The sequence below is a fragment of the Pseudomonas sp. FJ2-5-13 genome, from assembly GCF_029201605.1.
GTDB lineage: Bacteria > Pseudomonadota > Gammaproteobacteria > Pseudomonadales > Pseudomonadaceae > Aquipseudomonas > Aquipseudomonas lactis.
In genome coordinates this window covers 5,708,917-5,721,438 of record NZ_CP104045.1, presented here as the reverse complement: position 1 = coordinate 5,721,438, position 12,522 = coordinate 5,708,917, and the positions used below count along the sequence as shown (strand labels likewise).

General features: G+C 62.5%; 11 protein-coding genes. 9 read left to right on the top strand and 2 right to left on the bottom strand.

Annotation, left to right across the window (positions count from 1 at the left end; all coding sequences use genetic code 11):
- Positions 1-37: 37 nt before the first annotated feature.
- Positions 38-784, bottom strand: a complete 747-nt coding sequence (locus tag N2A98_RS25475) for an NRDE family protein (RefSeq protein WP_044269649.1) — start codon at positions 782-784, stop codon at positions 38-40.
- A 216-nt stretch (positions 785-1,000) separates the two neighbouring features.
- Between N2A98_RS25475 and lgt the strand changes: the two genes are divergently transcribed.
- Both lgt and N2A98_RS25465 read left to right on the top strand, forming a co-directional pair.
- Positions 1,001-1,813, top strand: a complete 813-nt coding sequence (gene lgt / locus N2A98_RS25470) for a prolipoprotein diacylglyceryl transferase (RefSeq protein WP_003195189.1) — start codon at positions 1,001-1,003, stop codon at positions 1,811-1,813.
- A gap of 51 nt (positions 1,814-1,864) precedes the next feature.
- Positions 1,865-2,698, top strand: a complete 834-nt coding sequence (locus tag N2A98_RS25465) for a thymidylate synthase (protein WP_014720362.1) — start codon at positions 1,865-1,867, stop codon at positions 2,696-2,698.
- Between the two features lie 130 nt (positions 2,699-2,828).
- Here N2A98_RS25465 and cadR read toward each other — a convergent pair whose 3' ends face one another.
- Positions 2,829-3,269: a Cd(II)/Pb(II)-responsive transcriptional regulator gene (gene cadR, locus N2A98_RS25460; RefSeq protein WP_003195185.1), complete on the bottom strand. Its 441-nt coding sequence runs from the start codon at positions 3,267-3,269 to the stop codon at positions 2,829-2,831.
- An 85-nt stretch (positions 3,270-3,354) separates the two neighbouring features.
- On the opposite strand from cadR, the gene N2A98_RS25455 reads away from it, so the two are divergent.
- The 7 genes from N2A98_RS25455 (at position 3,355) to N2A98_RS25425 (ending at position 12,433) form a co-directional block, all read left to right on the top strand.
- Positions 3,355-5,667, top strand: a complete 2,313-nt coding sequence (locus N2A98_RS25455) for a heavy metal translocating P-type ATPase (RefSeq protein WP_275622787.1) — start codon at positions 3,355-3,357, stop codon at positions 5,665-5,667.
- 16 nt (positions 5,668-5,683) lie between these two features.
- Positions 5,684-6,547, top strand: a complete 864-nt coding sequence (locus N2A98_RS25450; RefSeq protein WP_275622786.1) for a LysR family transcriptional regulator — start codon at positions 5,684-5,686, stop codon at positions 6,545-6,547.
- 247 nt (positions 6,548-6,794) lie between these two features.
- The gene (locus N2A98_RS25445) at positions 6,795-7,859 is read left to right on the top strand and encodes a putative 2-aminoethylphosphonate ABC transporter ATP-binding protein (RefSeq protein WP_003195180.1); all 1,065 of its coding nucleotides are present in this window, start codon (positions 6,795-6,797) and stop codon (positions 7,857-7,859) included.
- 1 nt (position 7,860) lies between these two features.
- A complete protein-coding gene (locus tag N2A98_RS25440; RefSeq protein ID WP_044269641.1) occupies positions 7,861-9,573 on the top strand; it encodes a putative 2-aminoethylphosphonate ABC transporter permease subunit in 1,713 nt (570 codons plus the stop codon).
- A 23-nt stretch (positions 9,574-9,596) separates the two neighbouring features.
- Positions 9,597-10,619: a putative 2-aminoethylphosphonate ABC transporter substrate-binding protein gene (locus N2A98_RS25435; protein ID WP_275622785.1), complete on the top strand. Its 1,023-nt coding sequence runs from the start codon at positions 9,597-9,599 to the stop codon at positions 10,617-10,619.
- 126 nt (positions 10,620-10,745) lie between these two features.
- Positions 10,746-11,882 (top strand): TIGR03364 family FAD-dependent oxidoreductase, encoded by a 1,137-nt coding sequence (locus tag N2A98_RS25430; RefSeq protein WP_275622784.1) that lies wholly within the window; start codon positions 10,746-10,748, stop codon positions 11,880-11,882.
- Complete coding sequence (locus tag N2A98_RS25425; protein WP_044269637.1) at positions 11,879-12,433, top strand: phosphonate degradation HD-domain oxygenase; 555 nt, start codon at positions 11,879-11,881, stop codon at positions 12,431-12,433. The genes N2A98_RS25430 and N2A98_RS25425 overlap by 4 nt, the downstream gene beginning before the upstream one ends.
- Positions 12,434-12,522: the final 89 nt, after the last annotated feature.

Below are 12,522 nucleotides of genomic sequence, written 5' to 3'. Positions count from 1 at the left end.
AGCTGGCTTGCCTGCGATGACGTCAGCCCAAGCGCCGTCAGATTTTCAGTTCGACCTCACCCAGCCGCCCTCCATGGGGGCCAAAGCTACGCTCCAGCATCCGTCGCGTCCCATCGGCATTCACAATCAGCGCCGTGCTCGCCCGTGTCCCGTAACTGGGGCTGGCGATAAACACGCTCGACAGCAGGCTTTCTGTCGCCAGGCCTACGCCGGTGTCCGGCAGCTCAGCAAACGGCGCGATCTGCGGGTCGCTCAGAATCTCCAGCAGGGCTTCCGGCTCGGGGTTCTCCAGCACTGCGCTGAACGCTGCCTTGGCCTTTAGCAACTTCGGCCAGGGCGTATCCAGCCCGGCATTGGATAACCCATACACCCCAGCCTTCAACCGCGTCGGTTCGGTGTCCTTGGCGTTGTAGTGCCACAGCTCATCCCGCGTGCCCACCAGCAGGTTGAACCCGGCGTATTCAATCGAGCGTCCATTCACATCGGCCAAATAATCGTCGATCGGCAGCGAACCACTGAGAAACCGCGCAACCAGTTCGCCGCGAGACTTGCGTGCCGGTGGCTGGTGCGGGTCGCGAATATTGGTCAAGGCGGCAAAGCGCCCATCCGCGTTCACCCCCAGCCAGGTGCCCCCGGCCTCCTGATCACGACCGGCGTAAACCCGGGGCGCATCCGCCCACTGGGCCAAGGGCAGGCTGGGGCGGGCGTAGAACTCATCGCGGTTGGCCGCGACGATCAGTGGTTGGGCATGGCCCGGTCGCCAGGCGAAAATAATCAGGCACATCGGGTGACCCCTTTTGTGTTTTTGCCACTCTACCCACAGACGCGCAGGTGTTCCATCGTCTCGAAGTTGGGCCGTGCACCTCTGATCCGTTAACATGCCGGGCTGTTTGGTGTGTATGTGAACTTCTTAATTTGATCTCGCAGCTGTAACGCAGGCTTAATCGCACATCGGCATGGTCCGGTGCGTCATGACTAAATGTTTTAACGAGGAGTCGCAATGCTGCCTTACCCGCAGATCGACCCGGTGGCCCTGGCCATCGGTCCGCTGAAAATCCATTGGTACGGGTTGATGTACCTGATCGGCATCGGCGGTGCCTGGCTGCTGGCTTCCCGGCGCCTGAACCGTTTCGACCCGACCTGGACCAAGGAGAAGCTCTCCGACATGGTGTTCTGGATGTCGATGGGCGTGATCGTCGGCGGGCGCCTGGGGTATGTGCTGTTCTACGACCTGTCTGCGTATCTCGCCAACCCGACCCTGATCTTCGAAGTGTGGAAGGGCGGCATGGCGTTCCACGGCGGGTTTATCGGCGTGATGATCGCCGCCTGGTGGTTTGGCCGGCGCAATGGCAAGTCGTTCTTCCAGCTGATGGACTTCGTCGCCCCCTTCGTGCCGATCGGCCTGGGCGCCGGGCGCATTGGTAACTTTATCAACGCCGAGCTGTGGGGCAAGCCGACCGACGTGCCGTGGGCGATGGTGTTCCCGCCGTTCAGCGACCCGGCGCAACTGCCGCGCCACCCGTCGCAGCTGTACCAGTTCGCGTTGGAAGGTGTGGCACTGTTCCTTATTCTCTACATCTTCTCGCGCAAGCCACGCCCAACCATGGCCGTGTCGGGCATGTTCGCGCTGTTCTACGGGATTTTCCGCTTTATCGTCGAATTCGTACGGGTGCCGGATGCGCAGTTGGGCTACCTGGCGTGGGGCTGGCTGACCATGGGTCAGGTGCTTAGCCTGCCGATGATCCTGGCGGGCCTGGGCATGCTGTGGTGGGCGTACAATCGCCCGCAGCCGCTGAAGAACGCCGCGCTTTAAATTCGAATGCCAAGACCAGGAGGTCTTGGCTTCAACGATACGGGTAAAAACATGAAGCAATATCTCGAACTGCTGCAGGACGTCGTGACCAATGGCCTGACCAAGGGCGACCGCACGGGCACCGGCACCAAGGCTGTGTTTGCGCGTCAGTATCGGCATAACCTGGCCGACGGCTTCCCGCTGCTGACCACCAAGAAGCTGCACTTCAAAAGCATCGCCAACGAACTGATCTGGATGTTGAGCGGCAACACCAACATCAAATGGCTCAACGAAAATGGCGTGAAGATCTGGGACGAATGGGCCACCGAAGACGGCGACCTGGGCCCGGTCTACGGCGAGCAGTGGACCGCCTGGCCGACGAAGGACGGCGGCACGATCAACCAGATCGACTACATGGTGCACACGCTCAAGACCAACCCCAATAGCCGCCGCATCCTGTTCCACGGCTGGAACGTCGAATACCTGCCGGACGAAACCCAGAGCCCGCAGGAAAACGCGCGTAACGGCAAGCAAGCCCTGCCACCGTGCCACTTGCTGTACCAGGCGTTCGTGCATGACGGCCATCTGTCGATGCAGTTGTATATCCGCAGCTCCGACGTGTTCCTGGGCCTGCCGTACAACACCGCCGCGCTGGCGTTGCTGACCCACATGCTGGCCCAGCAATGCGACCTGATCCCCCACGAGATCATCGTCACCACCGGCGACACCCACGCCTACAGCAACCACATGGAGCAGATCCAGACCCAGTTGGCGCGCACGCCGAAAAAACTGCCCGAGCTGGTGATCAAGCGTAAGCCTGCGTCGATCTACGACTACAAGTTCGAAGACTTTGAAATCGTGGGCTACGACGCCGACCCAAGCATCAAGGCCGACGTGGCTATCTAAAGCCTTACTCGGTGAGAAACTGTGGGAGCTGGCTTGCCTGCGATGGCGGAGTGTCAGGCGACATCAATGTTGCTGGTCCACCGCTATCGCAGGCAAGCCAGCTCCCACATGGGTTCGGTGTTCGCTTGTGTTAGTGGCCGTGGCTTCTGCCCACATGCGAAGGCTCGGCCTCGCTGGCCGCAATCCCTCCGCTGACTTCCAACTGCTGCAAGATCCCGCACTGGTTCCCACCGCCGCAACGTTGGCGCAGGTCCAGCAGTTGCTCCTGCAAGGCCAACAACCCGTCGATCCGCGCTTTCACATGGTGGATATGCTCGTCGATCAAGGCATTCACGCTTTCGCACTGGTCCTGGGGACTGTCGCGCAGCCCCAGCAGGCTGCGGATTTCTTCGAGGGTCATGTCCAGGCTGCGGCAGTTGCGGATAAAAGTCAGCCGCTCGGTGTGCGCCTGGGTGTACACGCGGTAGTTGCCGTCGGTGCGGGCCGGGGGCGGCAGCAGGTTTTCCTTCTCGTAATAACGGATGGTTTCCACCGGGCAATCGGTGAGTTTGGCCAGTTCGCCGATCTTCATCGCAGCAATCTCCAAATGGGTGCTTGACCCTATAGTGGCTACAGGGTCTTTACTTGGCAACAGGCACCTTTACGGACGCGACCTGATGAGCCACTCCATTCATACCCCGCACAAGCACGACCACAAGCATGATCACGATCACGATCACGATCACGATCACGATCATGACCACGGCCATGATCACAAGCATGACCATGCGCCCGCCAAACTCACGCCTGTGGATAACCACGGCCATTCCGGCTCCTGCTGCTCCGGCGCTGCCGGGCCTGCCATCGTGACCCTGAGCGAGGCGCCCACCGCCGGCTCGCGCCTGAGCACCTTCCGCATCGAAGCCATGGACTGCCCCACCGAGCAGACGCTGATCCAGAACAAGCTGGGCAAGCTCGCTGGCGTGCAGCAACTGGAATTCAACCTGATCAACCGCATCCTCGGCGTCACCCATGACCTGCCGAACACCGCGCCGATCATCGAAGCAATCAAGTCCATCGGCATGCAGGCCGACCCTATCGAAGAAGGCAGCCCCGCCGCCGCGCCGCCCGCCAAGAAGCATTGGTGGCCGTTGGCGGTGTCGGGCGTGGGGGCCCTGGGTGCCGAGGTGTTGCATTTCACCGGCGTGGCGCCCACCTGGGTAATCGCGCTGGTGGCGCTGGTGTCGATCCTCAGCGGCGGCCTTACTACCTACAAGAAGGGCTGGATTGCCCTGAAGAACTTCAACCTCAATATCAATGCCTTGATGAGTATCGCGGTGACGGGCGCGATCCTGATTGGCCAGTGGCCGGAAGCGGCGATGGTGATGTTCCTGTTCACCGTGGCCGAGTTGATCGAGGCCAAATCCCTGGACCGGGCGCGCAACGCCATCAGCGGCCTGATGCAGATGACCCCCGAACAGGCCACGGTGCGCCAGGCCGACGGTTCCTGGCTGGAACAAGAGGTCAAAAGCATTGATCTTGGCGCGATTGTCCGAGTAAAACCCGGCGAGCGCATCGGCCTCGACGGTGAAGTCACGGTCGGCCAGTCCACCATCGACCAGGCACCGATCACCGGGGAAAGCCTGCCGATTGAGAAAACCGTGGGCGATAAAGTCTTCGCCGGCACCATCAACCAGGCCGGTTCCCTGGAGTACAAGGTCACCGCAGCGGCGAACAATTCGACCCTGGCGCGAATCATCCACGCCGTGGAACAGGCCCAAGGCGCACGCGCACCGACCCAGCGGTTTGTCGACAGTTTCTCCAAGGTTTACACCCCGGCCGTCTTCCTGTTTGCCCTCGGTGTGGCGGTGATTCCGCCCCTGTTCATGGCGGGCGTGTGGTTTGACTGGATCTACCGCGCCCTCGTGCTGCTGGTGGTGGCCTGCCCGTGTGCCTTGGTGATCTCCACTCCGGTGACCATTGTCAGTGGCCTGGCAGCAGCAGCGCGCAAAGGCATCCTGATCAAAGGCGGCGTGTACCTGGAGGGCGGCTACAAGCTCGACTACCTGGCCCTCGACAAGACGGGCACCATCACCCACGGCAAACCGGTGCAAACCGATTACCTGCCGCTGTTCCCGAATATCGAAGACAGCGCGCCGGCCTTGGCCGCGAGTTTGGCATCGCGTTCTGACCACCCGGTGTCCCTGGCGATTGCCAACGCGGCTGTGGATAAAAACTTGTCGACTCACGCTGTGGATAACTTCGAGGCCCTGGCCGGGCGCGGTGTGCGTGGTGATATCAACGGTCAGACCTATCACCTGGGTAACCACCGCCTGGTGGAAGACCTCGGCCTGTGTTCCGAGGCCCTGGAAGAAAAACTCTTCGCCCTGGAAAAACAAGGCAAGTCCGTGGTGCTGCTGCAGGACAAGTCCGGCCCGCTGGCGCTGTTTGCCGTGGCCGACACGGTCAAGGAGAGCAGCCGCGAAGCCATTCAGCAGTTGCACGACCTGGGCATCAAGACCCTGATGCTCACCGGCGACAACACCCACACTGCCAAGGCCATTGCGGCCCAGGTCGGTATCGACCAGGCCCAGGGCGACCTGTTGCCCACCGACAAGCTGCAAGCCATCGAAACCCTCTACGGCCAGGGCCATCGGGTGGGCATGGTCGGTGACGGCATCAACGACGCCCCGGCCCTGGCCCGTGCCGAGATCGGCTTTGCCATGGCCGCAGCGGGCACCGACACCGCCATCGAGACCGCCGACGTGGCGCTGATGGACGATGATTTGCGTAAGATTCCGGCTTTCATTCGGTTGTCGCGGCAAACGTCGAGTATCCTCAAGCAGAACATCGCCCTGGCGCTGGTGATCAAGGCGATCTTCCTGGCCGTTACGTTCATGGGCATGGCGACCATGTGGATGGCGGTCTTCGCCGACATGGGCGTGAGCCTGCTGGTGGTGTTCAATGGCCTGCGCCTGGTGCGCAAATAGCGGATGAGAGGGTGGTGTGCTGAGTGCTGAGTTAAAGGCGTTTTTCATGGTCGCCCGCCTGGGCAGCATTACCCAGGCGGCGAAGAAACTCGGCTTGAGCCAGCCCACGGTGACCACCCAGATTCGCAACCTGGAAAGCCACTACGGCGTCGAGTTGTTCTACCGTGGAGGCCGCCGCCTCACCGTCAGCGACGAAGGCGCGCGGCTGTTGCCGATGGTCAAGGCGCTGTTGCAGCAGGAAGCGGATATCGAGTTTTTCCTGCGCAATAACGGCCAGGTCCAGGGTGCGCTGAGGATTGCCGCGACGGCGCCGTATTACATCCTCGATCTGGTCAAAGCCTTTCGCGAACGCCTGCCACAGGTGGACGTGTCGGTGGAAATCGGCAACTCCCAGCAGGTGCTTGAGGCACTGGACGATTACCGCGTCGATGTCGCGGCCTCATCACAATTGCTGGAAGATGCCCGGCTGATCCGCCGCGTGCTGGGCACGGACCCGCTGGTGCTGGCGGTGCACCGCAATCACCCGTTGGCCAAGCTTGATCATGTACCGTTGAGCGCGCTTATCGGGCACACCTTGCTGATGCGTGAAGCGGGCTCCACCACCCGCCGGCTGACGGAAGAGATGTTGAAGAACGCCGGCGTGGGGTACGGGCCGTTGCTGGAGATTGGCAGCCGTGAGTCGATTCGCGAGGCGGTGCTGCGCAATATCGGCATCAGCATCATCGCTCGCCAGGAAGTGCCCCATGACCCGCAGTTGCGTGTGCTGACCATCGAGAATGCACCGCAGATTCCGGAGTACCTGTATTGCCTCAAGGAGCGCAAAGGGGCGCGGTTGCCGGCGGCGTTTCTTGGTTTGGCTCAGGAAATGTCACCCCTCTGAATTTTTCGCTGGCTTTGAGGGCCTCTTCGCGAGCAAGCCCGCTCCCACATTTGATCGCGTTTCAACATGAGAATGCGGTCGGCCTGTGGGAGCTGGCTTGCTCGCGAAGGCGGTAGACCAGGCAGCTCATTACCATGAGTCCTACACAAATCCACCAATACCACTATCACCTCCTTTTGCCTTTCTGCCACACCCGCTACGCATTCCCTCCCTAGCATGGCCTTCATCCGTTCGATGAGGTGCCATCATGCACACAGCCCTGACCCAACCCGGCGCACCGATGAAAGTGCGCGCAATCCAGAAGCGCTTTGGCGCGTTCACCGCGCTGGACAACGTCTCCCTGGACGTCGCCGCCGGCGAGCTGGTGTGCCTGCTGGGCCCTTCCGGCTGCGGCAAGACCACACTGCTGCGTTGCATCGCCGGCCTGGAGCGCCAGGACAGCGGTGAGCTCTACCTGGGCGAACGGGACGTGTCCCTGCTGCCACCCCAGGCGCGGGACTACGGCATCCTGTTCCAGTCCTACGCGTTGTTTCCCAACCTCAGCGTTGAAGCGAACATCGGCTATGGCCTCACCGGCAGCGGCCGCGATGAAGTGCGCAAGCGGGTCGCGCAGATGCTTGAGCTGGTGGGCCTGGTGGGCAGCGAAAAGAAGTACCCCGGCCAACTCTCCGGCGGCCAGCAACAGCGCGTCGCCCTGGCCCGCGCACTGGCGCCGGCGCCGTCGTTATTGTTATTGGATGAGCCGATGTCGGCCCTCGATGCCCGGGTGCGCGAGCACCTGTGCACCGAACTTCGCCAACTGCAGCGACGCCTTGGCATCACCACCTTGATGGTGACCCACAACCAGGACGAAGCCATGTTGATGGCCGACCGTATCGCCGTGATGAACAACGGCAAGGTCGAGCAGTACGCCACGCCCCAGGAAATCTACGACCGCCCGGCCACGCCGTTCGTGGCGGAGTTTGTCGGCCAGGGCAACTGGTTGCCGTTCAGCCGTAACAGCGCCAGCCATGCCCAGGTGGGTGGGTTGAACATGCGCCTGGCTGAGGACGCGGGTGTCGCCCAGTCCGGCCGCTTGTTCTGCCGCCCGGAAGCCATTTGCGTCAACCCGCCGGTGCATGAAGAAAACCTGTTCCCGGCCAAGGTTCGCGAGATTACTTTCCTCGGCAACCGCTGCCGCATGAGTTTTGAACTGGAGCAGTTGCCGGGCCATCCGTTGCTGGCTGAACTGGCGCCGGAAGCCATGCCGCGCCTGGGCGCCCAGGACATCTGGGTGGCGTTGCCGCCGCGCAGCCTGCAGGTGTTTGCCTGAGATGGGGGCTGTGATGACATTGCCGGTACCGCGTCAGGTGTCCCGCGCCGAGTGGGGCGACCGCCTCTTTGTGGTCGGCGGCAAATGGCTCTGGCTAGGCCTGTTGGTGGTGGCGGTGCTGTTGCCGCTGTTGGCGATCTTCTGGCGCGGCTTCAGCAGCGAAGCCGGGCAGGGCGGTGGCCTGGTGGCCGCGCGCGAACTGCTGAGCAGCGCCAACTTCCACTGGTTGCTGGGCAATAGCCTGAAAGTTTCCCTCAGTGTGGCGGCCATCGTCGTGCCGCTGGCCTACTTGTTTGCCTATGCCCTGCAACGCACGCTGATCCCCGGCAAGTCCATCTGGCGTGGCCTGTCCTTGCTGCCATTGATGGCGCCGTCGATGCTGCCGGGCATTGCCCTGGTTTATCTGTTCGGCAACCAGGGCCTGCTGCGGGGCATGTTCTCGGAGAATATCTACGGGTTCTGGGGCATTGTCCTCGGCGAGGTGATCTACACCTTTCCCCATGCCTTGATGATTTTGCTGTCGGCGTTGTCCCTGGCGGATGCGCGCTTGTTCGACGCCGCTTCGAGCATGGGCGCCAGCCCGGCCCGGGCGTTTCGCAGCATTACCTGGCCGGCCACGCGCCAGGCGGTGTTCGCTGCGTTTTGCCTGGTGTTCACCCTGACCATCACCGACTTCGGGGTACCGGTGGTGGTGGGCGGCGATTACCAAGTGTTGGCGCTGGAGGCCTACAAGGCCGTGGTGGGCCAGCAACAGTTCGGTCGCGGCGCGTTGATCGGCATGGTGTTGCTGCTGCCGGCGCTGTTCAGCTTCGGCGTGGATGCGTGGTTGCGCCGTCGGCATGGCGAGGCGATGAGCGGCCGCGCCCAGGTGTTTCAGCCGGCGCCATCGCGGCTGCGCGACGGGTGCTACCTGGCCATCGTGCTGCTGATCTGCGCGGCGTTGCTGCTGGTGTTCGGCATGGCGGTGTACTCCTCGCTGGTGAAATTCTGGCCGTACAACCTGTCGCTGTCGCTCAACCACTACCAGTTCGAAGACACCGCTGGCGGTGGCTGGCTGGCCTATCGCAACAGCCTCACCATGGCGTTGTGCACGGCGTTGATCGGCAGCGTGCTGATCTTCACTGGCGCTTACCTGATGGAAAAGACCAAGGGCCAGAAGAACCTCAACCTGGCACTGCGCATGCTCAGCTTCGTGCCGATGGCCGTGCCGGGCCTGGTCCTGGGGCTGGGCTACGTGTTCTTCTTCAACCTCAACGGCAACCCGCTGCATGTGTTGTACGGCAGCATGGCGTTGCTGGTGGTGTGCACCATTGCGCATTACCTGACCACCGCGCAGATGACCGCGACCACCGCCTTGCGCCAGTTGGACGCCGAGTTCGAAGCCGCCGCGCTGTCCCTCAAGGCGCCGTTGTATCGCCACTACCTGCGCGTCACGGTGCCGATCTGCCTGCCGGCGCTGCTGGACATCCTGCGCTACCTGTTTGTGTCGGCGATGACCACCGTGTCTGCCGCGATCTTCCTCTACAGCCCCGACACCATCCTCGCCGCCGTCGCCGTGCTGAACATGGACGACGCCGGCAATGTGGGCGGCGCGGCGGCCATGTCGACCCTGATCCTGTTCACCTCGGCCAGCGTCTCGCTGCTGCTGGCGTGGGCCTCACGTGGCGCGCTGCGCCGCTCCCAAGCCTGGCGCCAGCGCGCACCCGGCCAATAAAACATCCCTGAAGGAGGTGCTCCATGTTCAAGCCCCTGGCGCTGGTCGCTGCAGTCCTCACGGCATTCAGCCTGAATGCTTTCGCCAAGACCGAGTTGACGGTGTACACGGCCCTTGAAGCCGAGCAGTTGAAGACCTACAAAAAAGCTTTCGAACAGGCCAACCCCGACGTCGAGATCAAGTGGGTGCGCGACTCCACCGGCATCATCACCGCCAAACTGCTGGCCGAGAAGGACCGCCCCCAGGCTGACGTGGTATGGGGCCTGGCCGCCTCCAGCCTGGCGATCCTCGATCAGCAAGGCATGCTCGACAACTACGCGCCCAAGGACCTGGACAAGATCGGCAAAAACTACCGCGACGCCGCCAACCCTCCGGCCTGGGTCGGCATGGACGTGTGGGCCGCCACCATCTGCTTCAACACCGTCGAAGCCGAGAAGCAGGGCCTCACCAAACCCGTGAGCTGGCAGGACCTGACCAAGCCTGAGTACAAGGGCAAGATCGTGATGCCCAACCCGGCGTCGTCGGGCACTGGTTTCCTGGATGTCAGCGCCTGGCTCCAGACCTTCGGCGAGAAGCAAGGCTGGCAGTACATGGACGACTTGCACCAGAACATCGGCCAGTACGTTCACTCCGGCTCCAAGCCGTGCAAGCTGGCGGCCTCCGGTGAGTTCCCGATTGGCATTTCCTTCGAATACCCGGCGGTTCAACTCAAGCGCCAGGGCGCGCCGCTGGACATCATCCTACCCAAGGAAGGCCTGGGCTGGGACATCGAAGCCACCGCCGTGATCAAAGGCACTGCCCATGCCGACGCGGCGAAAAAACTCGCTGACTTCTCCGCCAGCACCGCGGCGATGGACCTGTACAAGGACAACTTCGCCGTGCTCGCCCAACCGGGTATCGCCAAGCCGCAGACCGAATTGCCGGCGGACTATGAGCAACGATTGATCAAGAACGACTTTGTCTGGGCTTCCAAAAACCGTGACAGCATCCTGGCCGAATGGCGTAAGCGTTATGACGGTAAGTCGGAGAAGGTAGCCGGTCAGTAGGACTTTCGTTAGGGCTGATGGCCTCATAGCAGGCAAGCCAGCTCCCACATTTTGATGTGTGAACCCGTTCAAGTGTGGGAGCTGGCTTGCCTGCGATTGCGGCCTCAAGGACAGGAACATCATGTCATGACACAACACAGCGATTTACTGATCGTCGGCGCCGGCATCCTCGGCCTCTCCCACGCCTATGCCGCCGCCAGGCGCGGCCTCAAGGTCAAGGTGTTCGAGCGCAGCGCCACGCCATTGGGCGCCTCAGTGCGCAACTTCGGCCAGGCCCTGGTCACCGGCCAACCACCAGGGCCCATGCTGGATTTGGCGCGGGAAAGCCGCGAAATCTGGGGCCAGTGGGCGCAAGCGGCGGGCCTGGCGCTCAAGCGCAATGGCTCCTACCTGTTCGCCCGCACCGAAGCCGAAGAGCATCTGCTCGAAGCCTTCTGCGCCGGGCGAGCGCGGGAGCACGGCTACAACGTCGAGCTGCTGCAAGGCGCTGCCATGAACGACCTGTACGCCGGCCAGTTCCGCCATCACCGCGCCGCGCTGCATGGCAAGGACGACCAGCAACTCTATTCCCGTGAGGCCATACCGGCGCTGATCTATTACCTGAGCCAGGCGCTGAACGTGGAGTTTCATTTCTCCACCCTGGTGCGCGAGGTTGAGCCGGCCCAGTTGCACAGCACGGCGGGCAGCTTTCGCGGCGAGCAGATCATCGTCTGCTCCGGCCACGATTATCAGACCCTGCTGGCCGACGCCATCGCCGCGCTCAACCCGCAAACCTGTCGCCTGCAAATGCTGCGCGCCCGGCCGGTGCTCAACCTGAACCTGCAACATGCCTTGCTCACCGGCTTGAGCTGCGTGCACTACGGCGCCTTCGCCGACCTGCCGGAAGCGGCCGCGGTGCAGGCGCAGATCCTGCGGGAAACGCCGTACCTGCACGAGCACGGCATTCACCTGTTGATCAGCCCTACGCCCCATGGTGAGTTGATCATCGGTGACTCCCACCATTACGACAGCGATCCGTCGCCCTTCAACGCCGAGCAGGTGGATGACTGGCTGATCGAACTGGCGCAGCAGACCCTGGGTTGCAAGGTCCAGGTGGTGGAGCGTTGGCAGGGTGTCTACGGTTCGCGCGGGCCTGGGCCGTTTTCGTTTGTGCAGGCGGCACCCGGCGTCAGCGCTGCCTTGATGCACACCGGCGTAGGGATGAGCGTGGGGCCGGCGATGGCCGAGCGTAATATCAGCACACTGTGGGGCACGACGCGATGAGCCCGGAACAGGCGATTGCCCAGGTGTTTGGTTTGTACGAGCAGCATGGCACGGCTGACTACATCGGCGAACCGGTGTCGCAAATCGAGCACATGTCCCAGGCCGCACAATTGGCCATGGCCGAAGGGTTTGACGACGAGGTGGTGCTGGCGGCGTTCTTCCACGACATCGGCCACCTCTGCGGCCAGGGCGGCGCGAACATGGGCGGTTATGGTGTGGTCGGCCACGAGCGGCTGGGCGCCGATTACCTGCGCCGCGCAGGCTTCAGCGAACGCCTGGCCAAATTGGTGGAATACCACGTGCAGGCCAAGCGCTACCTGACCTTCAGCCAGCCGGATTATTACGCACGCTTGAGCCAAGCCAGCCGTCGCACCCTGGGTTATCAGGGCGGCGTCATGAGCGCCGAAGAGGCCAGGGCTTTTGAACAGGACTCGCTATATGCCGTGAGTTTGCGTATGCGCCACTGGGACGAGCAGGCCAAGCAAACGCAGGTGCCGGTGTTGGATCTGCAACTGCTCAAAGCCATGGCCGCCCGACTACTGGCCGCGTAGACGGGCCTTACACACATCGCAGATACGCCGCCTGGAGCCTCGATAGCCGCCGCACTAAGGTGCTTGCTTCTTAGCAAGGGAGCAACGCA

Coding starts and splice junctions, on each gene's coding strand:
- N2A98_RS25465 (WP_014720362.1), top strand. CDS start 1,865: ATGAAGCAATATCTCGAACTGCTGCAGGACGTCGTGACCAATGGCCTG.
- lgt (WP_003195189.1), top strand. CDS start 1,001: ATGCTGCCTTACCCGCAGATCGACCCGGTGGCCCTGGCCATCGGTCCG.
- N2A98_RS25475 (WP_044269649.1), bottom strand. CDS start 784: ATGTGCCTGATTATTTTCGCCTGGCGACCGGGCCATGCCCAACCACTG.
- N2A98_RS25440 (WP_044269641.1), top strand. CDS start 7,861: ATGGGGGCTGTGATGACATTGCCGGTACCGCGTCAGGTGTCCCGCGCC.
- cadR (WP_003195185.1), bottom strand. CDS start 3,269: ATGAAGATCGGCGAACTGGCCAAACTCACCGATTGCCCGGTGGAAACC.
- N2A98_RS25435 (WP_275622785.1), top strand. CDS start 9,597: ATGTTCAAGCCCCTGGCGCTGGTCGCTGCAGTCCTCACGGCATTCAGC.
- N2A98_RS25445 (WP_003195180.1), top strand. CDS start 6,795: ATGCACACAGCCCTGACCCAACCCGGCGCACCGATGAAAGTGCGCGCA.
- N2A98_RS25430 (WP_275622784.1), top strand. CDS start 10,746: ATGACACAACACAGCGATTTACTGATCGTCGGCGCCGGCATCCTCGGC.
- N2A98_RS25455 (WP_275622787.1), top strand. CDS start 3,355: ATGAGCCACTCCATTCATACCCCGCACAAGCACGACCACAAGCATGAT.
- N2A98_RS25425 (WP_044269637.1), top strand. CDS start 11,879: ATGAGCCCGGAACAGGCGATTGCCCAGGTGTTTGGTTTGTACGAGCAG.